Here is a 24,391-nt window from a genome sequence, read left to right on the forward strand (position 1 = left end):
TTACCTGGTTTCACTACAGCATTACCTGTACATACTTTCTGTTGCACTTGTCCTCTCCGCCTTCGCTAAAGCTATGACGGATGACGGCCGTTAGCCGCTATGCTTCCCTATGGTGCCCGGACTTTCCTCTCCGATTTTGATTACTCTAGTCGCAGCGATAAGGTGGCTTGTATCAGCTGCAAAGTTAGGGAAGTATTATGAATTGGCTCTTTATTGATTGATAAACAATTCGCTTAGATCCATGGTGTATGCTTCTGCATCGCCTACCACAACAAAGGCTTGAGTGCCACAGTTTTGGGGCTTAAGTTCTATGGTTTTGTTCACCCCTTCGCTACTTATTCTGAATTTTCCACCAGTCATTTGACCAACTCCAATTTTAAAACAATTGGAATTGTAGGTGATCTGTGTGAAAGAGGCACTCTCGAAACTGATGTTGTCTCGATTAATTCCTGACTTCGTGAATTCAGTAACGAAGTAAAACTCTGTTTCTGCTTGGTTTGTAAAGTCCCATAGGGTGTTTCTATCGGAATTGTATGTGTAAGTGCTAAGGTCATCAAAGGTTAAAGTACCATTATTAACTGTTGATTGAATTTCAGCATATTGTCTGTGCGTACCTCTATTGTTTGTTATTGTTCTATCGCCAGTTACCAATACACTTTCGTATTGATAGTTTTCTAAGGTGATTTCCACCCTTCCAAAAACATTTTCTTTTCGTTCGAAGAGGTTGGCGGTTACTTTTCCGGCCCTGAACCTGCCCATTTCATCTCTACAGCCCGCACCAAAGTCGATCACTACTTGCATATTATTGTTGGTGGTAGTTTTTACTGCGCAACGGGTTCGGAACTCATAAGGGTTGTTTAATTCATGGGTTTGGGTTCCTGCGGCCACACCACGTATGAGTGTAAAGTTGAAAAGCTGTGAGAGTACAATTTTCTCAATGTCATCGTCAATAAACTCGGCAATTATTTCTGTGGCTACTTCTGAATCATATTTTGGAGAAGGGAGTTCTTCCGGGGCTTGGCGACATGATATGCAGGCCATAGAGAGTAAAAGCAAACCGTATTTCAGAGGTTTCATGATGGTTTATTAAGGCTGATGGTTAAATAACTCATAAGCGACATAATATATTACGTTACGCTGAAATTATTTAAATTAATCAGTTATTTATGTTTTCTACAGTAGAATCCTGCTGTTGCTCAACTTAATAAGCAAACCAATGCATCTTCGACTTCTTCGAATTAAACTCGAATGCCGGGGCAGGAATATGAATGCCATCTAAGATAAAGAGCAGCGTTTTGAGCCACTTTTTATCAGTTTCAATGTAAGAAAGGTCGAAATCTACGCCCAAGTAAAGCTGACGGTAACTGTCAAAACCAGCTTGATCGTTTTGTACAATTCTGGCGCGAATCATGTCTTCCGCCCCAAAACCAACGCCCAAGTTCAGCCATTTTGGAAAATTGGATTGCTTTGCGAAAGCATGAATATCTATACTGAACCAATAGGTTTGGCCATTGTAATCCTTAAAGAGTTCTTCTGCCAGCCCATTGCCTAAGAGGTGTCGGCTTTGTTGCGCTAAGGCCGTTCGGTGAAAGGAGAACTTGGGTTTTATGCGTTGCTCATTCCAAAGTAAATCTTGCCCAAGGAAGAAGGCAGAACCAGCCGTGTTGGCGATCATGTCACCATAAGAAAAACCGAAATCAGGTGAAAACCCGTCCAGTATTTCGATGGGGAGAAGTAAACCAGTTCCAGCCACACTCGCCCAAAAAACAGCTTTTTTCTCTTCAACACCAGCCCATTGCAGAAGGCCATCTCCAATGCGCGAAAACTGATAGGTGGAATAGAAGTGCCCAAATTTATCTACTTGATGCCATTCTGCATTGTCATTGAAAAACTTGAACCTTTCCAAGCCTTGTTCTTTATACCAAAGCTGACTGAGCCCGATTAATGTAGCTCCGTAAGTAACGCCACTAACGGTCAGTATGGTGTTTAGCCGTCTATTTGGGATGCTATCATTTTGGAATGCATGTACTTTTGCCGTGAGCAGAAATGAAAGTAGTAATAGGGCAGTCAAGCGCATGGGCAAAGGTAAAACGATTAAGGGGGCTTTTCGAGTGATTTTGAGAATTTAGACCCTTCCTGCGTCAGGGAAGGAAAACAGTCGTCTTTAGGCATTCGAAGCTAAGAATTTAAAGTACCCTCACTTGTAATTCTATGTACAATGTTTTTCATCCTGAGGAACGAAGGATCTAATTCTTGACACCCTTCTTTTTGGAAATGAAAAGCACTTTCAACAAGCCTAAGTTTACTACGATAATGAGTAACAAAGCAGGTAATCCACCTAAATTGGAGAGCATTTTTATACCGTCAATTCCTGCCATACTGACCATAACAAAGGCCACAGCACCAATGGTTAAACCCCAAATGATTTTAATAAAAATGGGTGGTGAAGGGGCTTCTGGTGAAATGCCTGTTGAACTAATGCCGCCCATGGCTTCGGTATTCGAGTCTGCTGCCGTGACGTAGGAAAGAAAAGCGGTAAATAGAAAAACCACGGCCACAATATTACTCCATGGCAATTCTTCAAATACCCGATAAATAATAGATTCTGGTCCTGCTGCTTCTAATAATTTACCCAAACCAATGCCTTGGTTGATTTGCATATCAATGGCTGTTCCGCTAAAAATGGACATCCAAATTACGCCAAACAGGCTGGGTAAAATCCAGTTGACGATCATGAACTGTTTTACGGTATAGCCATAACTCAATCGCCCAAGAAAAAGGGCAGTGATGGGTGCCCAAGCCAACCAGTTAGCCCAGTTAAACGATGTCCAACTTTTTGGCCATGGGTCATCAGGATGATGCATAGAAATAAGACTGAACTCTGGCAGGTTCTGAAAGTACAGCCCTAGTGACTTAATACTCTGAATTAAAATACTTCCCGTAGGGCCAAATACAAAAATGAAAATGGCCAAAATAATGAAGATTCGAACATTAATATCTGACAAAATTCTAATTCCTTTCATTAAGCCTGTAATGGCAGAAATGACAAAAGCCGCCACAATGGTTATAGTTATGAAGATTAAGATGAAATCGGATTCCAGACCAAAAATGCTTTTTAAACCACCTGAGAGTGTAAGGATTCCAGCCCCAAGCGATGCGGCCATACCTGCCACTAAAGCATATAAGCAAATTCCATCAATACCAATGCCTAACCATTTGTGTTTGCCAGATTTGATAAAAGGGTAGAGGGTAGATTTTAAACTAAAAGATCGCTTTTCATTGTAGAAAGCCAAAGCAAACATGACTGCCGGAATGGTGTAAATGGCGTATGGCGTAAAAGTCCAATGTAAATACATTACCGAAAGTGCATATTCTCCAGCGGCAGGAGTGTTGGCTTCAACACCACTAAAACTGGGAGGCGACATTACATGGAAAATGGGTTCGGCTGTTCCCCAAAATATAATGCCGGTGGCAATGGTAGTACAGATTACGATTGAGAACCATCGCCATTTGGTAAGCAGAGGTTTGGCGCCTTCTCCTCCAATTCTTCTTTTGGAAACAGGATGAAGAAATATAATCAAGCAACTCAGTAGCATCATTAGTGTGCCTGCGCTAAAGAGCCACCCGAATCTATCTAGAATGAAATCGTTTATGTGGGTGGTAATCTTTAAGAAATCATTAACATCCACCAAACTATAGACAAGAGCCACCAAAAGTAGAATAAAAGGTGGCCAGAACACTTGGTGTCGAAAACTTTTGAAGATGGATTTTAGGTGATTTTTGGAGCCGATAGTATTAGTTGTTTTGATTTCAAGTTAAGAATTCTACTTTTCAAAGTATTCAAAAGCATCTATAATGTCTAGGTAAGCACCATCAAAACCTGCGTTTAAAATCTTTTTAAGGTATGAGTTTTCGTTGCCATAAATAATAGACTTCCAATCGTTATTCCAGTACTTTACTTTATAATTCCCTTCCCAATTAGAGTTTTCGTCAGCCATCCATTCTGGTGAAGTACTGTGCCAGTCTTCTTGCCAATAATAACGGTAGTCTTCTGCCTCGCCAATAGACAAATATGAAATAACTAACCTACTTCCTCCATTGGCTTTTACTTTAAGTCGGCTCACATCACTAGTATTGAAAGCTGAATCGTTAAAAAAGAAATCTATAATGATAAGGTCATAATTGGTTGCGGCTACCGCATTTATGAATGATTCTTTGGAGTCGAATTTTTCAGGGTTGATAATGTAAAGAAAATTCTTTGCCTTCGATATATGGTCGATGTTTGTGTTGTTTTCAGCATAAACAGGTGCAGGATAACTCGGAATACTGTTGAGCATACGTTCCCGTGAAGAGAAAGAAACAAACTGATTTGAATGATTTTTAACGTATGAGTTACTCATTTTTGAACGAGTAGAACAGTAGTCAGTCACCAAAATAGTATTACCCGCTTTTTGTGAGATATTCAATAGATCAATCAAGCGATTCGTCTCACTTTTGGGTGTTGCTTTATTGTCTCTGTTATAACCATAAAACAGACTTTCTTGTCCATTGGCATCTATGGCATTTAAGTAGGGGGTATGGATAACACCGTTTTCTTCACTGATCAATTCAATTCCATTTTGCGGAATTATCAAAAAATCAGGATCAACAGCTTTAGCATACTCGCTAATTTCTATGACGAAATCTCTCATTTCTTGCCTGTAATTCAGAGACTCATCTATTCCATCATCTTTATTATCCGTATTGCAAGAAGGAATGGGGGTACCAATCATTAAAATTAGGAGTATATAAACAGGCTTTATAATCACTGATTTAAGTTTGGGTTACGGTTTACTAACGAACAATAGCTGAAAGTACATATCGAATTAAGTGTAAACTTAATTTCTCAATCGCTTCCTTTCCATATTGTCAATGGACTTTAACCTTCTATTTCAATTCTCTATCTTCTTACTTTTCACACCTTCAAAAGTTAGTTTTACGGGCTTGATAAAACCATTTTCATCAAACTCCATCTTGTCTAAACTCGTTTGTCTGTGATGTGGGTTGTTAACACCTAACGGCCTACGATGATACACAATATAGTAATCGTCAGAATTAGGACTGATAAGCACTGAATGGTGTCCAGCTCCAGTAGCAACCGTAGAGTCTTGTTGTAGTATTTTGCCTATTCGTTCAAAAGGGCCAGTAGGAGTATCTCCAATTGCATAGGCTACACTATAGTTTGGTCCGCCCCAGCCACCTTCTGACCACATGAAATAATACTTCCCATTTCGCTTGAATACAAAAGGCCCTTCTACATAGTTTTCAGGAGTAATTTCTTTATAAACCTCACCATCGTCAAAAGGCTCAATGCTCAATAAATCATCACTGAGTTTCACGATATTACAATGTCTCCATCCACCATAGTACATGTAGATTTGGCCATCATCATCTTTAAAAGCAAATTGGTCGATGGGCTGCGCTCCGTTATGAAATTCATTGATCAATGGCTTGCCCAATGCATCTTTAAAAGGGCCTGCTGGTGTTGAAGCTACAGCTACCCCAATTCCTCCCGGTTCATCATTACTTTGAATGTCGTTAGCAGAGAAAAAAAGATAGTATTGATCATTTGCTTCAATAATTGAAGGTGCCCAAAGAGAGTATGATGCCCATTTTACATCTTTCACATCTAGTACATGAGAGTGTTTAGTCCAGTTGGTAAGGTCTTTTGATGAAAACGCATTAAAAAAGGTTTGCATTAAGTACTGATTGTTAATGGCATTTTTACGCACTGCCAATTGTTCAGGGCTAAATACAGAAGAAGTATCGGGCTGCTCAAAATGATCTGAATAAGTAGGGTAAATCCAGTATTCATCTCCAAATATGATAGCCTCAGGGTCGGCATACCAACCGGGAAACAGAGGGTTGCCAGAAAATGCGACTTCGCTGACTTCTTTCTTAGCGTTGCAAGAAAGGAGAACTGTAAAAATGAGGAAGGAAAACAATGGCTTTTTCATTGAACTAGGTTGATTTAATCTTCAATATAAAAGGAATTTTGCTAGACCTTAAACTCTGAATCATTTAAGTCTGGTAAACAAAGCCATTTGAATATTTCTGCTGCTGTTCAAGTCTCTTCCATTATTCAAAGTGTATTTACCGCTAGTGTATTTGGCAGGAAGGCTATGATTTTAATGAGTAAATTATTGCTTTAAAACCTTCAGCCATGAAAAAGAACTTATTCTGTAGTACACTTATTTGTTTAGGCTTATTGCTCTCAATGGGCTTGTTTGCTCAAAAAACCAATTTCACAATTGCGGACGCCATCAACGTAAAGTCACTTGGTAGTCAAGCCCTTTCGCCAAATGGTCAATTTTTGGCGGGTACAATTTCTGATGGTCGAAGCAGGTTCGGCACCGACCATTTTAGATTTCGCGACCCTAGCTATTTAAGAACTAGCGCTGGCGAATTGGTGATTATTGATACCAATACTGGTGTTGAAACTCGGCCGTTTACCAGTCCTGTGATGATAACAGGTTTGCAATGGACTAAGGATGCTGAGAAACTGGTTTTCTTTCAACAGAAAGGAGATAAGATGACCATTGCTTACTTTGATATGAAGAGTAAAAAAGTAAGAGAAGTAAAAATGAACGACAGCAGGTCGCTGACCACCAGTAACGGAATGGAACTGCTGCCAAATGGAGATGAAGTAATAGTTGGTGTGAGAAAAGAAGGCTGGATGGAAAAGGCCATGGCTGAATACAAAGAGGCCACGGAAGGTCCGATTGTGGTGTATGATGGTAATGCGCCTTTCTTAAAATGGGATAAAATCAATGTAACTAATGGGCTTACTGAAATTGTAAAAGTGAACTTAAAGTCAGGTAAGGTTGAAAATCTGTTACCAGAATCTGACTATGGCGGATTAAGGGTAGACACTGAAGGTCAGTACTTATCGTATACCGAGAGTTTTCCAATAAAAACTACTTATGACAGAAGTGAAGGCGGAACGGAATACCAAGCAGGATTTAAAGCATTATCCTCAAGTAGTGATCCAACGATATTCTATAAGCGAACAAAAAAACGTAGGTCTTTCAATTGGGACGATGACGGAAGTCAGTTTGTATGGGCAGATTCTGGCAATGTGTACCTACAAACCATTGAAGCGTTTGGGAAGAATGATCCCATTAACCTTACGAAAGGCAAAGCTTTTGAAGATAAGGAGCAGAAGAAAGCCGTAAAATTTTCTGTAATGCGATGGCATCCACAAGGCGAAAAACTTTTACTGAGTTCGAGTAAAGGTTGGTGGACAATAGACACTAATGGTGAAAATCTTAAAATGGTGTATGCCTTACCTGAAGACAAAGAAGAAAAGAAAAATGCGCCTAGTAGAAGTGTAATAAAATGGTCGGAAGACGGTAATTACCTCTATGTCAGCTATTCAGAAAAAGACAAATGGAATCGTGGAATCCAACGCTATAACATCAACAGCGGTCAGTTTGAGAACCTGATGAGCAACAGTAATCTTTACAATGGTTGGCGTTTTGCAGATGAAGGAAACACTGTGGTGTATAGCAAATCTGATGGCGATTACCCTTCTGATGTGTATGTAAATAAGCTTGATTTCAATTCAGAAAAGCAATTAACAAACCTAAATCCATGGGTAGTCAATAAAAAATGGACCAAGACTGAATTGATCACCTACCGAGATGCCGATGGCGTTGAACTTCAGGGCATTCTATACTATCCAGTAGATTACGACCCGAATAAAAAGTACCCGTTGGTATTAGAAGTATATGAAACCTTCTTCGATAACGGTTACCGTTCCAGTCTGAATTTACTGGCCAACCAAGGCTATTTCGGTTTAAGGCCTTCTGTAGACTTAGAGCAGGGTTACCCAGGAGAAGCTTGGCTAAAAGGGGTGACTTCGGCCATTAATAAATTGGTAGACGAAGGGAAAGTAGACAACGACAAAGTAGGGATTCAGGGCACTAGTTATGGTGGTTATGCAGCTTCATTGCTCATTACCCAAACCGATCGATTTGCTGCGGCAATCAATATTTCAGGTAAGGTGAATATTATAAGCTTTCTGGGCGATAGCCCTAAAATTGGCACTAGAAACTATGCTGCGGCTGAAAATGGGCAAGACAGAATTGGTGGGTCGTTTTGGGACGAACCTCTCAAGTACTTCCAAACCACCGCAGTGTATTATGCCGATAGAATTACTACGCCACATTTGTTGCTTACAGGCGAGGGAGACTGGAACGTACCGGGCACGAACACCCGTGAGCTTTACTATGCTATGCGCAGACTAGGTAAAGATGTAACTTGGGTCAACTATATGAATGGCGGACATGGCGCAGGGGGCGCCAGTAACGAAAGTGATTATCATGACCAATGGAATAGGATTTTCGCATTCTACGAAAAGCACTTCAACCCCAAAGAAGAAAAGAAGGAAAGTGATGCCATAGAAGCAGGGCAGGGGAATTAATCAAGCGTTTTCCACCACTGACTGTTAGGCTCTTTACCCATTATGACTACCTCGCCAATTTGCGGGGTAGTGGTTTTTTGACCCAAGCGCTTTGCTTCTGCTGAGCTGCGTTCAATAGGGTCTTTCCAAGTGTGTAAAGACAGTGGAAAGCCAGCCCAATGGACAGGAATCATGATATTTGATTTAGAATCTAGCGCAGCCTGAACCGCTTCTTCGGGGAACATGTGAATGGCATGCCAACGCTCGTTGTATTGGCCACATTCCACAAAAGCCCAATCAAAGGGGCCTAATTTTTCGCCTACAGTTTTAAATACATCGCTTTCACCGCTATCGCCTGTCCAGTAAATGGAATGTGTTGGCGTTTTAAAAACCCAGCCTCCCCAAAGTGATTTGGCCCTGTCGGTTAAGCCACGGCCAGAGAAGTGACGAGAAGGGGTGAAGGTCATGGAAATCCCTTCGAATTCAATATGATCCCACCAGTCAAACTCTTGGATTTGGCTCGTAGGAATACCCCAAGCTTCTAAATGACGCGCCACACCCAATGCCACAAACCATGTATCCACTTTCGATTTCAGTTTTTTAATGCTCGCCAAATCAAGGTGGTCGTAATGGTCATGCGTAAGCAGTATAGCGTCAAGCTTTGGTAGTTGGTCGATGATGGCTAAAGTATTTTCACTGAATCTTTTGGTTTTGAAAGGCGCAATAGGTGAAGTGTCTGGGCCAAGCATAGGGTCGATAAGGATGTTCTTTGAGTCTAATTGAAGTAGCACCACAGAGTGACCATACCATACAAATTTGGGTTTTTCTGGCTCACTTTTCCATGTAGAATTGTCGAAGGGTATAACTGGGATAGGCAGTTTTGGCTTGCGCGAATGACTGTCCCTAAACTGCTCCTTCATAAGCCCAATAATGGAACCAAAGCTCATGTCCATTTCGGTAAGAGTTTCATTCACGAATTTCTTTCCATCCCATTGCTTGGACTGGGTATAACGAGCCTTGTGCGCTTGCGTAATCTTACCTCCAAATTGTGGATTGAAATTGAGAAAGAGCAGAAAGGCCATAATTAAGGCAGCAAGAACAATGAGAAAGAGCATAAGGTAATGGAATGTAGTTACTGATAAACAATACTCTAAACTATAGGTTGAGGTTATTATGCAATCATTGATTTTGTAGCTAGGCCCAGCTGATATGTTAGTAAGTTTTTCTTTATTAAAAAGTAACCCCTAGATAGCAGGTATGCATAATTGTTTAATGCTGTAAACAACACAGTTAAATTGTAATCCAAGTATTTTTCACGCCCAAAGTATTCCCAGTTTTTAGAAAGATATAGTTCCAGTTTTTCTCTTAATTCAGGGGTTATTTCCTCTTTATAATGCTCACTTGTTAGTATATCTTTGATTGCATTTTTGAGTTTTTCTTCAATTGGTTTAATGTGTTGGAAGTTTTTTAATATTCTTTCAAAAGGTAGTGTTTCATAGGTGAAATTAAGAAGCCCGCTTAATTGTGTGTATAGCTCATATTTATTATCAAATTCTTTGTCAAAAATCTCGAACTCTTCATAAAGTGAAGTCAAGCTTGAAATGTTGCCCTGCTCTTTACTTAATTTGTTGAAAAATAGATAAATAGCCTTGTCATTCAGTTCTATTTCATCATTCAATGTTTTTAAATCACTTTGAATTTTTGGCAATAATGATTTCACCTCTTTTCGGCTGTACTTTTTACCGTCATAATCAAAAGTCTTAATGTTTAAGCTCTTGTCAGAAATTTGTTTGAGAACCTCAATATCATTGCGTATAGCAATTTCTTTATAAATCAAACCTACATTATAATCTGAAAATAGAGACTCAATTGGTGCTGTGCTCTGTAAAGAATCTAGGTGTATGGAATCATACCTTTTTGGGCTCTTACTATCATAGTAACCATTAAATACTTCAGGAAAGGAATTAGCATAAAAATCATTTTGAAATTGAGTTTCAAACTCGCTAATATCTATTAAAGATGTTTCAGAGGGATATTTCACCTTGCTGAATATCTTGCTAGTCATTGTCTCTTCTAACAATAAACTGTTTTTAAATATATTCATAGCAGGGATGAATTCTTCATTATTGAATTCGATTTCAGTCAGTTTGAGTTTTTCAACCCTGTCTTCTGTACTAGGGTGGGACGACCATTGATCCTCTATTACTAATTTTGATTTATTATACCTGTTCAACTCTTCCAAAGGGACTAGTGGGAGTCCATTAGTCTGAGGGATATTGCTTCGATTAGCCAAGAGCTGGACAACATAAAGGTGTTCTCTGTAAATGTTACTGGTTTTTACATTTTGTTCAACTCGCTCATCATAAAAACTAAGTACGGAGTTAAATGCATGTTCAGATAATGACATTCTCAGCAGGGCATTAGCCAAGGGTTTATATCCCGTAATATGAGCAGCAATTTCGTCAGCTTGGAACTCCATTTCTCTAGATAAACCTAAATAATTTCGGTTTACCACATCATATAGCTTTCTTAAACACCATTGAATAGCAGCAATAATTTTGACTGCTACTACAACAAAAATTGAGAAATAGCTACTAATGTTAGCCCATTTTTGGATGAGGTTATCGTAAGAATCATTATCGTAGAGTAGGTTATAAATTACATGGTTAACATTATACACATAACTTCCTAGTTTCATTGTTTTTTGTGAAAAATGTCCGAATTCGTGAGCCAATATGGCTTTCAATTCTATTTTAGATATGGTATTGATTAAGCCCAAGCCGATTTGAAGGTTTTTTCTAATGGGGAAAAACATACTCCAAAAACTGGAGTCATAGAAAACAGAAGCGTTCACATCTCCAGAGAGATAGACCTTCTTTGGGAAATCTGTTCCTACTTCTGTTACAATTTCTTCAATCATTCTAAATAGCTCGGGTTCATCTTTTCGGTTTATTTCCACCAGATGCGAGCGATCTATTGTGTGTGACTTAAAAATAAACTTTAACAAAAACATTAAGATAAATAGCCCTGAGCTAGCTACTCCAATACCTAAGGCTAGAGTTACAAGTCCGGGTAGTGCAGTTACTAGATATATACCAGCGTAAATACACAGAACGGTTAAACCCACCGTGAATGTCAGTAGAAGTGCATAAGCAATAGCAAAAAACACTATTGAAAAAATAGCTTTTTTGGCTTGAGATTTAAATTCCGAGGATGGTTGGATTTGACTTATTGACATAGATAATGTATTAGCAAGGTACGATTTGATTACGAATGAAATTTGCTAAAAAGGAGGGTGCTATCCTACTTAATCAGCAAATATTGCAGATTGAAAAATGTATATGAAAAAGTATAAAAATCATCTAAGCTCAGTATAAGCTATTTAACTCTACGCTATTGGATATTTATCAAGGAAGGCGGAAAATTCGATCAGAATTTTTTACTATGTATAAGCCCTTAATTACTTCAAATAATCAAGTGTATTTACCATTTCGAATTTAGGGCTTCTCTCAAGTAATTCTCTTAAAAACGAAGCATGAGCCGCGCCCATAAGAATGAAGACTCTGTCATCTTTAGTCATCGGGATTCGGTTAAGATTTGAGTAAATTCTCAGGTTTCTTTGGTAGAATTTAGTGGCTTCGTCTGCACCTTCAAAACCATCTTGAGTACCTACGTATAGCAGATTATCTGCATTGATGTTGATATTGAAATCCAGAACTTTTGGATGGTTGTAAAACCTCAATTTTTCTAAGAGTGTTAGGTTTTCAAAGTTTTTATCAAGCTCGGCCAACTCAGGTGAATCTTTGAACGGGTTGTTCATGTAATCTCGGTAGGTGGTGGAGTCTATTGTATTGACGATTTGCTCCCCAATCAGATAATTGTAATCCATATAACTGTCGATTCCATATAATTGAGCTAGATTATTCAATCTAGCCACATCAAAAGCGACCATGCTTCTTTCTCCATAATTGGTATTCAATTGAGATGGATCCTTTAGGTATTCCTGATACACCCGATTGATTTCTGCATCATATTGAGGATGGTTTTCTATGCAAATAATGGTGGGTTTAAACTCTGCTAACATTTTGGAAAGGGTACGAATTTCCTCCTGTATTTTACGGTCATCTTCATCAAAATCTACCTTGTTGGCATCTGAGGTATAACCAAAATGGAAGGTGGCTACATTTAGCACTTTAATTTTATCAGATGTTTCCTTGGTTGCTTCAGTTGGTGTCTGAGTAGTTTTCTTTTGGTCGCAACCCAATAGGGTGATGAAGAACAATGACAGTAATAGTGTTGTTGTTTTATGCATGAAATTTTGTGATTTGATCTTATTTGAATTTAGCGCGGAAGATGAAGAAAACTGATTTATGAATCAACGATATGGCGTATTAAAGTATAGAATAGCTAAGAAGATTGAAGATTTGTCTCGTCCCTACAGGACTTTAATAAAAGTGCAGATATGTGTCTCGAAGGGCTTCACCCTTCGTTAGGGTATTAGGTTCTTTAGGGGGCTCTTAATTAAAACCGGGTCATAGACTCTGTCGATGTTAGAAAAGTTAGAGAACCTGTAAAAGGGTTCTGTTAATATCTTAAGGTTAGCCATTCTTCTCACTTACCAAACCTTTGGTAAACTTGGCAAAGTCTTTAAACCCTTCTTTGGTGAAAACAGATTTGACTACTTCCCAGCGGTTAGTAGGTTTGGTCGACTCAGATTTTGGTGCTTTGGTTTCTGTTTTGGGCAGCGGATTGGTCTTTGAAGGGTCATAACCTACAAGGTTATTTGAGCGATCGAAACTTTGTTTTGCTTTGTCTTTATAGCCCAGTTTTTCTTCCACCAAACCTTTGTTGTTTAAAGCAATAGCATCTTCTGGATCTAATTCCACTGCCTTTTCATAATCGGCTATGGCGCCTTCTAAGTCACCCGTTCTGTCTTTAAAAAAGGCACGGCTAGAGTAACGATAAGGATTGGTAGGCTCAAGTTGGAGTGCTTTCTCAAAGTGAAATAAGGCCAATTCATTTTTGTCATTGAGGTGGAGGGCAACGGCATAATCGCCAATAAAAGAAGCATGGGTAGGGAAGAGCTCGGTCAGTTTTTCGAAGTCCGCTAAAGCTGCTTCCAGTTGGCCAATTCTAGAAAGTGCCCTGGCGCGGTTATGTAAACCTGTGGTATGGTTCGGTTCTTTTTCCAGCGCTTTATTAAAGCATTTTACGCCTTCTTCAAACTTTGCATTCTCGCAGTGTTTAACCCCTTCTTCAATCCACTTTTCAACCATTTCTCTCATTTTGTGCAAATATAATCAGTCAACCCAAGCATTCCCCAAATTGATTCCATTGTTCACCAGTTTTTCCTTTTCAGCCTACTTTTCATACTCTTTCTTAGAGATGATTGGAATATTTAGTTTTATGGTCGATGGTTGAAGTTTATTTCTAAAACCAACCAGCAGATACTTGCTTTTGTATATGCTAAAACGGAATGCGAATTGTATATTCGTGACAAATTGATTCCATGAGTTTGCATCCTGATCAGGTCTTACAATCATTAAAATCCGGTGACTTCAAACCAGTCTATTTTTTGCAGGGTGAAGAACCTTTTTACATCGATCAAATCGTAGATTATATCGAGGACAATTGTCTTCAAGAAGCTGAAAAAGGTTTTAATCAAACCATTCTGTATGGTAAGGATGTGAGTATGGCCGAAGTGCTGACCCACGCCCGAAGGTTTCCGATGATGGCCGAAAGGCAAGTGGTGATTGTAAAAGAGGCCAAGGATATTCAGGATTTGAATAAAGAAGATGGCCAAAAATTATTGATTCAATATTTAGAAAAACCTGTGCCCAGTACGGTATTGGTTTTTGGGCATAAGCATAAAAAAGTAGACGGCAGACGGCCTTTAGCCAAAGCCTTGAAAGATAAATCGGTGTTGGTAACCACTACACCATTAAGAGATTACGAGTTGCCTGCTTGGATTGATAAGTATGTGAAGTCTCAGGGCTACAGCATCAATCAAAATTCGGTACAAATGCTGGCTGAATATATTGGAACGAACCTAGAAAGGCTTTCTAATGAAATTAGCAAAGTGATTGTGAACCTTGGAGAAGGGAAAACCATCAACGAAGACCTGATTCAAAAGTACGTTGGGATTAGTAAAGAGTACAATGTTTTTGAATTGCAAAAGGCCATTTCGCAACGCGATATATTAAAGGCCAATAAGATGGTGAATTATTTTGCGGCTAATTCAAAAGCCAATCCTATTATTCCAATGGTGGCGGCTTTGTATTCTTATTACGCCAAACTGCTGATTCTTCACGGAAGTAAAGATCAGTCGGATAAAGGCTTGGCGGCTGCTATGGGCACAAATCCTTTTTTTATAAAGGAGTATAAGCTTGCTGCTCGAAATTACCCAGTAGGTAAGGTAATGCAGAATGTAAGTATTCTTCGCGAAGCAGATTTAAGGAGCAAAGGAGTAGGAGCCGGCAGTATGTCGGATGGAGATATTTTTAAGGAATTGGTGTATCGGTTGATGCATTAATAAATAGGTTGAATAAATTATTCTTGGTGGTAATTGTTCAACAGCAATATTCATAAGAGATTAGAGTTTAGATAAGGAGTGAACAAACAGAGATAAATGAAGCACAAAATTCTTTTGATCGCCACACTGTTTTGTCTTCACGGGTCATTAAACGCACAAAATACACTACATCCATCTAACCCGAATATTTATTTTTCTTCGGGACTGGAGCTTTTGGAGATGGAAAAGTATAGCGCAGCCCGTGATCAGTTTGAGCGATATTTGGCCCAAGGCGATGACGAAATTAAAAAGGCAGATGCTGAATACTATATGGCATTTTGCGCCCTCAACCTAGACAATGGCGATGGAGCACAATTAATATCACAATTTGTAAGAAACCGACCCAACCACCCTAAGGCGGCAAAAGCCTATTATAATTTAGGTGTGGTGAGTTTTAAAAATGGTGATTTTACCACTGCTGAAAGATACTTTAAACTGGTAAACGCTTCGGCTCTGAATGGAGAAGAAAGAGTGGAAACCAATTTTAAAATTGCCTATTCTCTCTATGCTTTAAGACGATACGAAGAGTCTGTTCCTTATTTCGATAAAGCCAAAGGAAGCAAAGGGCCTTACTTTGCTGATGCTAACTATTACGCGGGCTATTTGGCTTATGCTTATAAAGATTACGACAAGGCTTTAGTAGACTTGAAAAATGCAGGCACTACTGAAAAGTATAAGAATAGAGTGCCAATTATGGTAGCTAGTGCTTATTATCAGCAGAAACGTTATGGTGAATTGGTGCAATACGCTTCTCAATTCAAAACAGCAATAGCCGAAAATAGAAAGCTGGATTATCTGTATCAGATCTACCAAATGACCGCTGAGTCTTACTACAATCAGGGGCAGTATAAAGAGAGTTTAGAGTATTATGATTTGTACAGCCAGTTGGCGCAGCAAAACGTAACACAAGAGACATTGTACAGAATGGGCTTTGCTTATTATAGCACAGGTCAGGCTGAAGAATCCATTGAGCAGTTTAAGAAAGTGGCGCTCAATAGCGATACGCTTGCTCAAAATGCTTCGTATTATTTAGGAAGACTTTATGTAGAACAAGAAAACTTCCTTTTTGCCATTGCTGCTTTCGATAAGGCTGCAAGCTTAGGTTTCAATAAAGAAATTCAAGAAGAAGCTGCTTTCAATTCGGCCAAGGTTAATTTCCAAGCCAGTAAATACTCTCAGTCCATTATTGCTTTGGATAAGTTTATGAGAGATTATCCGACCAGTGATTACATTCCTGAAGCAAACAATTTATTGAGTGAAGCTTTTTTGAATACGAATGATTATTCGAGGGCAATTACTTTTATTGAAAGAATTGAAAACAAGTCTGACCGATTAAAAGAAGCCTATCAAAAAGTGACCTTCTTTAAAGGAACTGAGTTTTACAATGCTAGAAAGTATGACAACGCGGTGCAGTTGTTCGATAAGTCATTACAATATCCAATAGATAAGGATTTGGCCACTGCCACATACTTTTGGAAAGGAGAGGCATTTGCCACCGCTCGAAATTATCCACAAGCGATTGCTTCTTATAAGAAAGTGATTACGTCAGGAAGTAGAGATTCAGAATATTTAGTGAAAGCCAATTATGGTTTGGGCTATGCTTACTATAACGGTAAATCATATACAGATGCAAGGATTTACTTTAAGCGATATGTAGATGCGCTTGAAAATGCTCGCGACAAACAAAACTATAATGATGCCCTTATAAGGCTTGCCGATTGCTATTATGTCGAAAAGGAGTATAGCGCAGCCATTAATTATTACGACAGGGCTATTGGAACAAGCAACCCAAATATCGATTATGCTTACTTCCAGAAAGGAGTAGTATATGATTTTGAAGGAAAGCCATCAGAGGCCATTGCTAGCTTAGATGTGGTAATCAATCGTTTTGCTGATTCACGTTATTACGATGATGCCATTTATAAAAAAGCGCAAATTCAGTTAGAAGACCGTCAGTTCCGAAATTCTATTCAAGGTTTTAATCGAATTATTGACAGATTAAGTCAAAGCCCATTTATTCCTTATGCTTATGAAAGCCGAGCTTTGGCCTACTTTAATTTAGAAGATTATGATCAAGCAGAGCGTGACTACAAAACCATTTTAGATAATTATATCACCAGCTCGGTTTCTAATTCGGCATTGCTCGGTTTGCAGAATACTTTAAAGCTTCAGAATAAAACCATTCAGTTCGATCAGTATTTGGCACGTTATAAGAGTGCTCACCCTGAGAATCAGGCTTTGGAAAATATTGAATTTGAATCGGCCAAAAACTTATTCTTTGGACAAGAATACAGTGCTGCCATTGGTGCTTTAGAAGATTATAGAAAGAATTACCCTAACAGTGGTTTAGTGCACGAAGCCAAATACTACCAAGCGGAAAGCTACTATCGTTTGAGCGACACTGAAAAAGCTTTGGAGATGTTCTATGAGATTAATCGTGACAGCAAAATCACTGGAATGGATCGTGTATACGAACGTATTGGTGAACTGCAATTGAAAGCAGGTGACTTTAAAGAAGCAACTAATTTCTACGGTCAATTAGAAAAAGTAGCCAAAAGTAAAAGACAAGAGAACGATGCGTGGTTGGGTCTGTTAGAAGCCCATTACCGATTGAGTGAATACACTCAAATGCGAGTTTACGCTAAGAATATCATTACCAAAGGGTCTGTTACTCAAGAAGCTACTGATAAAGCACAACTTTATTTAGGTAAAGCAGCTTATGCTGAAGGCAATTTTAATGAGGCTATCGATCAATTCTTGACTACCCTGAATACGGCAAAAAATCAGTATGGAGCCGAGGCGCAGTTTATGGTTGGTCAGATTTTCTATCAACAAAAACAGTATCAGCAGTCATTGAATACACTTTTTGAAATGAATGAAAACTTCTCGGCCTATGACGAATGGTTGGGTAAAGCTTTCTTACTAATTGCTGATAACTACATTGCCTTGAATGAGATTTTCCAAGCAAAAGCCACGGTGAATTCAATCATTCAATATTCTCAATTAGATAATATAAAAGAAGATGCGAGAGCCAAACTGAAACAGATAGAGAAGTTGGAGGCAGAGGCGCCATCGCAAGAAGAAGTAAATGCAGACACAACAAGAAAAGGAGGGAACTAAGATGAAAAACTTCAGATATATCGTAACTCTTGTTTTTGGACTGTTGGCTTTTACTGCTTATAGCCAAGAAGAAGGTCAGTTGGAAGAGTCAGAAATTGTAATTCGAAAGGACAGGAAGATTACACTTCCGCCTGCCACTAGAAATTTTGAAAAAATTCCGCAGTTACCAGTGCAAAAAGCGCAGTCGCAACAAACCTATACTTTCCATGAATATGTATTGAGTTTAACACCAATTCAGCCCAATTTTAGAGCCGTTAATTTAACCATTAACCAAAAAGAAAAGGCCATTACTGGCAACTACTTTAAATTAGGTTATGGTAACTATGGAACACTGTTGGGTGAGGCTTATTTAGGTTCTACCCGAAACCCAAACTATCTCTATAATTTATATATAAGACATCGCTCTTCAGCTAAAGGTCCGGTGTTTGATAAAAATTCTGGTGATGCTAAAACCGATGTGGTATTAGGAGGGAAGTTTTTTAATGGCACAAATACTATTTCTGGCGACATTCAATATGGAGAAAGAAAAGTCCATTTCTATGGCTATAATCCAGCATTAGATTTAACACCAGATTTAGTAGAGCGTAAGTTCAACAGTTTTACAGCTAGGGCTGGCGTAGAGAAAACGGCATTGGATGAAGTGACAACTTATCATTTTAAGACGGATTGGAATTTCTTTAGAGATAACTTCGAAGCAAAAGAAAGTCGATTCAATTTTGACTTAGGATTAGGTTATAAATTTTCAGAAGAGCTGCGTTTCAAAGTGGGTGGCCAGGTTACATTTTCTAGCAAGGAAGACACCGAGAAAATTGGCAGAAATTTCTACAATGCTAAGCCGCGTTTAGAATACGCAACTAGAAGCTTCAAAATAAACGTAGGAGCCAACCTTGCCGGAGATAATGATGACTTGACTCAAATTACTACAGTGGCAAAAGATGGTTTTAAAGTATACCCTTATGCTAGGCTAGATATCAACCCAACGAGTAGTATTAATATTTACGGAGGTTATCAAGGCGATTTGGAGTATAATTCCTTCCAGTCTTTTTCTGGAGAAAACGCCTTTTTGCAAAAAGATTTCATTTTACTCAATACAGATAAAGAGAGCGATATTTTCGCAGGAATTAACCTGGACCTGACCAATGGTGTTAGGTTGAATGCTGGCCTTTCAATGGCCTCTATTCAGCGCATGCCATTCTTTACCAACAGTATAACAGATTCTACTAGGTTTGAGGTTTTGTATGACAACGATGCGGTAGATCGCACCAATGTTTATGGAGAAGTAGTTTTCGAAAAAACAGAAAGTGTAAGAAGCGGTCTTCGATTCGATTACTTTGATTACACCCTAAGCGCTTTAGCAGATCCATACCATAAGCCACAGTATCAAGCAGTATTTAATAATATCTTTTATCCAATATCAGGGCTAAAGGTAACTGCTGACCTATATTATATGGGAGGTTTGGTTGGCTTGAATAGAGAAAGCAGCACAAGAGTAGAGATGGATGATATTATTGATATGAACTTGGGTGGTGATTACGATTTGAATAATAAGATTTCTGTGTTTCTACAATTCAAAAATGTTTTTGGAAAAGAATATGAGCGATACCTAAATTACCCATCCAGAGGCATTCAAGTGTTGGGGGGGATTACAGTATCCTTCTAATTTTGTAGATTCGCGTTAGCCAGACCTTTAATATGGTGGCTATATTTTGTTAATTTGAACGAATATCAACCAATAACTATTTCTTATGGCTGCTAAAAAGAAGAACAGTTCTTCGGACAATAATAAAAAAGGAGGCAAAACACCAGCAAATTCTGGTAGAAAGAGAGCCCCTAAAAAGGAAGAACCTAAGGTATCAGATGATGACTTTGGTTTAGATGATATTGATGATTTAAGCACTACAGAAGATGGTACTGAAGAACTAGAACTGGCAGACGATAGTACTGTAGAAACTGAAACACCAGTTGAGCCACCTGTTGAAGAAGTGCCTCCAGTAGAAGAAGAAAAAGAAGAACCAGTTCCTGTAGTTGTAGCCCCTGTTGTAGTAGAAGAAAAAAAGCCAGTTGCTGAAAAAAAGGTAGTTATGGTAGAAAAGAAAGAAGAAGAAAAAAAGGGCGGTGGTATCTGGATCGTGCTCATAGTATTATTGATTGTCGCTGCTGCGATATATTACTTTGGGTTCTACCAAAAAGAAGAACCTAAACCAATACCTGTTGAAAAGCCTAAAACTGAACAGCCAAAAGTGGAACCACAACCTGAGCCAGAGCCAGTAAAAGTTGAGACACCAAAAGCTGAATTAATTACAATTTCTGCACGTCAAGGGCGTTATTTTGCCGTAGTCGGTAGCTTCTTTGATGGCGACTTAGCAGAAGATAAAGGAAACGAATTGGTTGCTTCTGGAATTACAGCACACATTTTAAAACCTATTGGAGATGTAAGTTTCCATAGGGTAGGAATAATGATTCCAAATGTAAGTTCTATAAAGGAAGCGGAAGCTGAATTGGCATCCTACAGAGAAAAATACGGAAACGAAGTCTGGGCACTTAAATATTAAAATGACATTTATTCAAGAACTCGCAGCATCTGATTCATTGAACGTTTCAGGTAGCGAAGGAGGAGCTTTATTTTGGTTCGATTTATTGTTGAAAGGTGGAATCTGGTTGATCCCCTTGGTAGCACTTTGGATTACAGCGATTTATATATTTTTTGAACGATACAGAAACATCAATAGGGCTTCTAAAACTCCTTTTGAGTTTATGGACAAAATCAAAAATTTGGTTTTAGCTGGCGATATTAATGGGGCAAAATTGCTTTGTTCTCAAACTGAATCACCTATTGCCAAAATGATTGAGAAGGGAATCCATAGAATTGGAAGCCCACTAAAAACCATTGAAGCTTCTATCGAAAATGTAGGTAAAATCGAAGTATATAAGCTTGAGAAGAACTTATCCATGTTGGCAACTATAGCAGGAGCCGCCCCAATGGTAGGATTCTTAGGTACGGTAACAGGAATGATTCAAGCCTTTATTGCTATTGCGCAAGAAGAGGGTTCGGTGAGTCCTAAGCTTTTGTCTACAGGTATTTACGAGGCCATGATTACAACGGCCTTAGGTTTAGTTGTAGGAATTATTGCTTACCTAGGTTATAACTACTTGGTTTCTAGGGTTCAAAAGGCTATTCATTATATGGAGTATACTTCTGTAGACTTTATTGACTTACTTCAAGAACCTCAATAATGGATATTAAATCGAAACTTAAAGTAGACGCCAACTTCAGTATGTCTTCAATGACAGACATTGTGTTCTTGTTGTTGATCTTCTTTATGTTGACAGCTTCCTTTATTACTCCTTCCGGACTGCCGGTAAATTTACCTTCTGCAGCTGCTTCAAATATCGTTATGCAGAAGAATAGCGTTACGATAACAGAAGATTTACGCTACTATGTAAATGATAAGGAGGTGACTCTTTCAAACTTGGAACAAGAATTGCGTAAAGTAATAAGCGGACCAGACGGTTCGGTTACCTTACATGTTGACAAAAGTGTAGCTTCTGAATACCTAATTAAAATTGCGGGTATAGCTTCTACGTTAAAACAAAAGGTAACGGTAGTTACAAAACCTGAGTAAGAATGTCAGATCAAGAAAAGAAAGATAAGAAGTTCAGTATGATCATGTCCGTATTGGTGCATGGTACTATACTGACATTTCTTTTGTTTCTAGTCGCTTGGCGTCAGCCCGACCCACCAATTCCAGAATATGGTATCGAATTAAACTTTGGCTTCGAAGAAGCTGGCTCTGGAGATATTGAAAGAGAAAATAAAGCCGAAATTGAAGAAACTGAAAATGACACTCCGCCTGAATCTGAACAAGAAACGGAGGAAGTGATAGAAGATCCGGTGGAAGAAACCCCAGTGGTAGAAGAAGTAAAAGAGGTGGTTCAGCCTAAACAAGAGGTGGTGAAGGAAGTAGCCAAGGAAGCACCCAAAGAAGAAGTAAAAGCCGAAGTTGTTCAACAAAAGGAGAGCGAAGTTAAGGCGGAAGAAAAGAAAGTAGAAGAGGTTGTTGAGAAGAAGGAAGAAGTGAAACCACCAGTTGAGGTGAAAAAAGAGGTAACTAAGCCTGTTGAAGAAAAAAAGGAAGAAGTAAAGCCTAAACCAAAACCAGTAGTAGACCAACGTGCTATTATGGGGGGCGGTAAGAAAGCCGAATCAGAGAGTAAGGAAGCCGCTTCTAACAATCAAGGTAAAGAAGTAGATAAAAGAGGCAACATGGGTGACCCTAAAGGGAAGACTACCGCCAATGGTACGCAACCTGGTGGTGCCGATTTTGGAGTTAACTTGAGCCTTGATGGCTGGAAATGGGATAACCCACCAACAGAAAAGGATGATTCCCAAATAGAAGGAGTGATTAAGTTTAGAATCGAAGTAGACGATCGAGGAACAGTGATTAACGTAACTAAAATTCCTGGTACCACGATTAGTGATAACACCATTATAGAATTCTATAAAAAACAAGTAGAGAAGTTGACTTTTAAACAAACAGACCCTTCTAAAATGGCTGCTAATATTTCTAAAGGTGAAATCACCTTTAATATCAAAACGAATTAATCAGCCATAGCTTGAAGCTCAACTGAAAATTTGCATTAATGAAGAGGAAATGATTTGTCATTTCCTCTTCATTGTTTATGACCACATTAGGTCGCCTAATCTACCGTTAGTCTACAAAAAGACTATACTTCTTGTACGGTTACACGGATTGAACTAATATAGTAGCTTAACTAAAAAATTACTGACTTGGGTTTTATAGAAGAAGCTGTAACAGACTTTAGTGGCTGGATTTGGGGAGTTCCCCTTTTGATATTGGTAATGGGTGGAGGATTAATTTTTATGCTCTACTCTCGATTTTTACCCTTTAAATACTTAGGGCATGCCATCAATGTTTTAAGAGGTAAATACGATACTCATGAAGAAGAAGGACAAATAACCCATTATGAAGCGCTTTCCACGGCAATTGCAGCCACAGTGGGGATGGGTAATATTAGTGGAGTAGCAGTTGCCATTACTATGGGAGGCCCTGGTGCTATTTTTTGGATGTGGGTTTCAGCTTTCTTTGGTATGGCTACTAAATTTTTCACTTGTACGCTTTCCGTGATGTATCGAGGGAAAGACAGCGATGGTGAAGTTAGGGGCGGGCCCATGTATGTAATTACTGAGGGATTAGGAAAGAAATGGAAGCCGCTGGCTGTGTTCTTTTGTGTATTTACTCTAATTGGAGCACTGCCTATTTTTCAAGCAAATCAGCTAACAGCAGCAATGAATGCTGTTTTAGGCCCAGCAATCGGGTATGACACCACAGCTTCCTTTAGCTTGTTTGGAGCACCTGTGGGTATAGCATCATTTATTACAGGGCTTATCTTAATGATTTTAGTTTCCATGGTTGTTTTTGGAGGAATCAAAAGAATCAGTAGCGTTGCTGCTAGAATGGTACCTTCAATGGTTGTGCTGTATTTTGTATTGGTAGTCTATATTTTGCTTCAAAATCTAGGTGGAATTCCTGATATTTTTGCTTCTATTTTCGAAGAAGCTTTTTCTGGTAATGCTATGCTTGGAGGTGGTATTGGTGCTGTAATTATTATTGGAGCTAAACGAGCTGCTTTCTCAAATGAGGCGGGTATTGGTACAGCACCTATGGTACATGGTGATACTAAGACAGAAGAACCCGTACGTGAAGGTTTGGTGGCCATGCTTGGACCAGCTATCGACACACTTTTGGTATGTACGCTTACAGCTTTGGTAATTTTAGGTACTGGAGTTCATAATGAATTTATTGGCGCTGCTGATACTGGTTTGTTGGGAGTGACATTGACATTAAAGGCTTTTAATGCTGCTATACCGGGCGTTGGCGGTTATTTACTTGGACTTTGTATTTTGGTTTTTGCGGTGTCAAGCTTGCTCTCTTATTCATACTATGGAGTAAAAAGTGTGTCTTACTTATTCGGAGCGAAAAAAGGAGAGTATTATAACTACGTATACATCGGTACCATTATTCTTGGGGCGGTGGCTTCCTTAGGCTTTGTAGTGAGTTTGATCGATGGAAGCTTTGCTTTGATGGCAATTCCTACCATGGTTTCGGCACTTATTCTAGCACCTAAAGTAATGAAGGCTACTAAAGTATATCTGACTCGATACAAAGCAGGAGAGTTTAAGAAGAAATAAAATATTGAAAGAAATAATAGAAAGTCGGTTTGGTTTCCAAATCGAC

General features: G+C 38.9%; 18 protein-coding genes. 9 read left to right on the forward strand and 9 right to left on the reverse strand.

From position 1 onward, the window contains the following. Nucleotides 1–210 precede the first annotated feature (210 nt). The 5 genes from AAC026_RS13415 to AAC026_RS13435 form a co-directional block, all read right to left on the reverse strand. On the reverse strand, nucleotides 211–1,077 hold the full coding sequence (locus tag AAC026_RS13415) for a hypothetical protein (RefSeq protein WP_339698919.1): 867 nt from the start codon (nucleotides 1,075–1,077) through the stop codon (nucleotides 211–213). Nucleotides 1,078–1,201: 124 nt separating this feature from the next. Beyond that, nucleotides 1,202–2,077 carry a DUF2279 domain-containing protein gene (locus tag AAC026_RS13420; protein WP_339698922.1) on the reverse strand — a complete coding sequence of 292 codons (876 nt, stop codon included), beginning with the start codon at nucleotides 2,075–2,077 and terminating at the stop codon, nucleotides 1,202–1,204. A gap of 169 nt (nucleotides 2,078–2,246) precedes the next feature. Beyond that, nucleotides 2,247–3,740, reverse strand: coding sequence for a BCCT family transporter (locus AAC026_RS13425; protein WP_339698925.1), 1,494 nt, complete (start codon nucleotides 3,738–3,740; stop codon nucleotides 2,247–2,249). An 84-nt stretch (nucleotides 3,741–3,824) separates the two neighbouring features. After that, complete coding sequence (locus AAC026_RS13430; protein ID WP_339698928.1) at nucleotides 3,825–4,772, reverse strand: endo alpha-1,4 polygalactosaminidase; 948 nt, start codon at nucleotides 4,770–4,772, stop codon at nucleotides 3,825–3,827. A 159-nt stretch (nucleotides 4,773–4,931) separates the two neighbouring features. Continuing rightward, a complete protein-coding gene (locus tag AAC026_RS13435; RefSeq protein WP_339698931.1) occupies nucleotides 4,932–5,996 on the reverse strand; it encodes a glycoside hydrolase family 43 protein in 1,065 nt (354 codons plus the stop codon). Nucleotides 5,997–6,202: 206 nt separating this feature from the next. On the opposite strand from AAC026_RS13435, the gene AAC026_RS13440 reads away from it, so the two are divergent. After that, nucleotides 6,203–8,464 carry a prolyl oligopeptidase family serine peptidase gene (locus tag AAC026_RS13440; protein WP_339698934.1) on the forward strand — a complete coding sequence of 754 codons (2,262 nt, stop codon included), beginning with the start codon at nucleotides 6,203–6,205 and terminating at the stop codon, nucleotides 8,462–8,464. Here the strand turns inward: AAC026_RS13440 and AAC026_RS13445 are convergent. The 4 genes from AAC026_RS13445 to AAC026_RS13460 form a co-directional block, all read right to left on the reverse strand. Further along, nucleotides 8,461–9,558: an MBL fold metallo-hydrolase gene (locus AAC026_RS13445; protein WP_339698937.1), complete on the reverse strand. Its 1,098-nt coding sequence runs from the start codon at nucleotides 9,556–9,558 to the stop codon at nucleotides 8,461–8,463. The two genes, AAC026_RS13440 and AAC026_RS13445, sit on opposite strands and share 4 nt — an antisense overlap. Before the next feature lie 56 nt (nucleotides 9,559–9,614). After that, on the reverse strand, nucleotides 9,615–11,681 hold the full coding sequence (locus AAC026_RS13450) for a M48 family metallopeptidase (RefSeq protein ID WP_339698940.1): 2,067 nt from the start codon (nucleotides 11,679–11,681) through the stop codon (nucleotides 9,615–9,617). 222 nt (nucleotides 11,682–11,903) lie between these two features. Further along, entirely contained in the window at nucleotides 11,904–12,755 is an 852-nt protein-coding gene (locus tag AAC026_RS13455; RefSeq protein WP_339698943.1) for a DUF5694 domain-containing protein, read from the reverse strand. A 286-nt stretch (nucleotides 12,756–13,041) separates the two neighbouring features. Beyond that, on the reverse strand, nucleotides 13,042–13,728 hold the full coding sequence (locus AAC026_RS13460; protein WP_339698946.1) for a tetratricopeptide repeat protein: 687 nt from the start codon (nucleotides 13,726–13,728) through the stop codon (nucleotides 13,042–13,044). Between the two features lie 224 nt (nucleotides 13,729–13,952). Here AAC026_RS13460 and holA point away from each other — a divergent pair, with 224 nt between their 5' ends. From holA to AAC026_RS13500, 8 genes are all read left to right on the forward strand, one after another. Next, the gene (holA, locus tag AAC026_RS13465; protein ID WP_339698948.1) at nucleotides 13,953–14,975 is read left to right on the forward strand and encodes a DNA polymerase III subunit delta; all 1,023 of its coding nucleotides are present in this window, start codon (nucleotides 13,953–13,955) and stop codon (nucleotides 14,973–14,975) included. Nucleotides 14,976–15,071: 96 nt separating this feature from the next. Continuing rightward, nucleotides 15,072–18,134 (forward strand): tetratricopeptide repeat protein, encoded by a 3,063-nt coding sequence (locus tag AAC026_RS13470; RefSeq protein ID WP_339698950.1) that lies wholly within the window; start codon nucleotides 15,072–15,074, stop codon nucleotides 18,132–18,134. Continuing rightward, nucleotides 18,103–19,794, forward strand: a complete 1,692-nt coding sequence (locus AAC026_RS13475; protein WP_339607159.1) for a hypothetical protein — start codon at nucleotides 18,103–18,105, stop codon at nucleotides 19,792–19,794. The genes AAC026_RS13470 and AAC026_RS13475 overlap by 32 nt, the downstream gene beginning before the upstream one ends. Nucleotides 19,795–19,879: 85 nt before the next feature. Next, nucleotides 19,880–20,686 (forward strand): hypothetical protein, encoded by an 807-nt coding sequence (locus AAC026_RS13480; RefSeq protein WP_339698953.1) that lies wholly within the window; start codon nucleotides 19,880–19,882, stop codon nucleotides 20,684–20,686. A gap of 1 nt (nucleotide 20,687) precedes the next feature. After that, nucleotides 20,688–21,368 carry a MotA/TolQ/ExbB proton channel family protein gene (locus tag AAC026_RS13485; protein ID WP_339607157.1) on the forward strand — a complete coding sequence of 227 codons (681 nt, stop codon included), beginning with the start codon at nucleotides 20,688–20,690 and terminating at the stop codon, nucleotides 21,366–21,368. Further along, nucleotides 21,368–21,757, forward strand: coding sequence for a biopolymer transporter ExbD (locus AAC026_RS13490; RefSeq protein ID WP_339607156.1), 390 nt, complete (start codon nucleotides 21,368–21,370; stop codon nucleotides 21,755–21,757). Before AAC026_RS13485 ends, AAC026_RS13490 begins: the two co-directional genes overlap by 1 nt. A gap of 2 nt (nucleotides 21,758–21,759) precedes the next feature. Beyond that, the gene (locus AAC026_RS13495; protein ID WP_339607155.1) at nucleotides 21,760–22,737 is read left to right on the forward strand and encodes a hypothetical protein; all 978 of its coding nucleotides are present in this window, start codon (nucleotides 21,760–21,762) and stop codon (nucleotides 22,735–22,737) included. Nucleotides 22,738–22,932: 195 nt separating this feature from the next. After that, nucleotides 22,933–24,345: an alanine/glycine:cation symporter family protein gene (locus tag AAC026_RS13500; RefSeq protein ID WP_339699288.1), complete on the forward strand. Its 1,413-nt coding sequence runs from the start codon at nucleotides 22,933–22,935 to the stop codon at nucleotides 24,343–24,345. Nucleotides 24,346–24,391 lie beyond the last annotated feature (46 nt).

Origin of the sequence: uncultured Roseivirga sp. (genome assembly GCF_963973945.1) — a bacterium.
Lineage (GTDB): Bacteria > Bacteroidota > Bacteroidia > Cytophagales > Cyclobacteriaceae > Roseivirga.

Bases quoted from the DNA above. Each gene is read 5' to 3' on its own strand.
- AAC026_RS13415 (WP_339698919.1), bottom strand. From the start codon at position 1,077: ATGAAACCTCTGAAATACGGTTTGCTTTTACTCTCTATGGCCTGCATA.
- AAC026_RS13420 (WP_339698922.1), bottom strand. From the start codon at position 2,077: ATGCGCTTGACTGCCCTATTACTACTTTCATTTCTGCTCACGGCAAAA.
- AAC026_RS13430 (WP_339698928.1), bottom strand. From the start codon at position 4,772: ATGATTGGTACCCCCATTCCTTCTTGCAATACGGATAATAAAGATGAT.
- AAC026_RS13435 (WP_339698931.1), bottom strand. From the start codon at position 5,996: ATGAAAAAGCCATTGTTTTCCTTCCTCATTTTTACAGTTCTCCTTTCT.
- AAC026_RS13440 (WP_339698934.1), top strand. From the start codon at position 6,203: ATGAAAAAGAACTTATTCTGTAGTACACTTATTTGTTTAGGCTTATTG.
- AAC026_RS13445 (WP_339698937.1), bottom strand. From the start codon at position 9,558: ATGCTCTTTCTCATTGTTCTTGCTGCCTTAATTATGGCCTTTCTGCTC.
- AAC026_RS13450 (WP_339698940.1), bottom strand. From the start codon at position 11,681: ATGTCAATAAGTCAAATCCAACCATCCTCGGAATTTAAATCTCAAGCC.
- AAC026_RS13455 (WP_339698943.1), bottom strand. From the start codon at position 12,755: ATGCATAAAACAACAACACTATTACTGTCATTGTTCTTCATCACCCTA.
- AAC026_RS13460 (WP_339698946.1), bottom strand. From the start codon at position 13,728: ATGAGAGAAATGGTTGAAAAGTGGATTGAAGAAGGGGTTAAACACTGC.
- holA (WP_339698948.1), top strand. From the start codon at position 13,953: ATGAGTTTGCATCCTGATCAGGTCTTACAATCATTAAAATCCGGTGAC.
- AAC026_RS13470 (WP_339698950.1), top strand. From the start codon at position 15,072: ATGAAGCACAAAATTCTTTTGATCGCCACACTGTTTTGTCTTCACGGG.
- AAC026_RS13475 (WP_339607159.1), top strand. From the start codon at position 18,103: ATGCAGACACAACAAGAAAAGGAGGGAACTAAGATGAAAAACTTCAGA.
- AAC026_RS13480 (WP_339698953.1), top strand. From the start codon at position 19,880: ATGGCTGCTAAAAAGAAGAACAGTTCTTCGGACAATAATAAAAAAGGA.
- AAC026_RS13485 (WP_339607157.1), top strand. From the start codon at position 20,688: ATGACATTTATTCAAGAACTCGCAGCATCTGATTCATTGAACGTTTCA.
- AAC026_RS13490 (WP_339607156.1), top strand. From the start codon at position 21,368: ATGGATATTAAATCGAAACTTAAAGTAGACGCCAACTTCAGTATGTCT.
- AAC026_RS13495 (WP_339607155.1), top strand. From the start codon at position 21,760: ATGTCAGATCAAGAAAAGAAAGATAAGAAGTTCAGTATGATCATGTCC.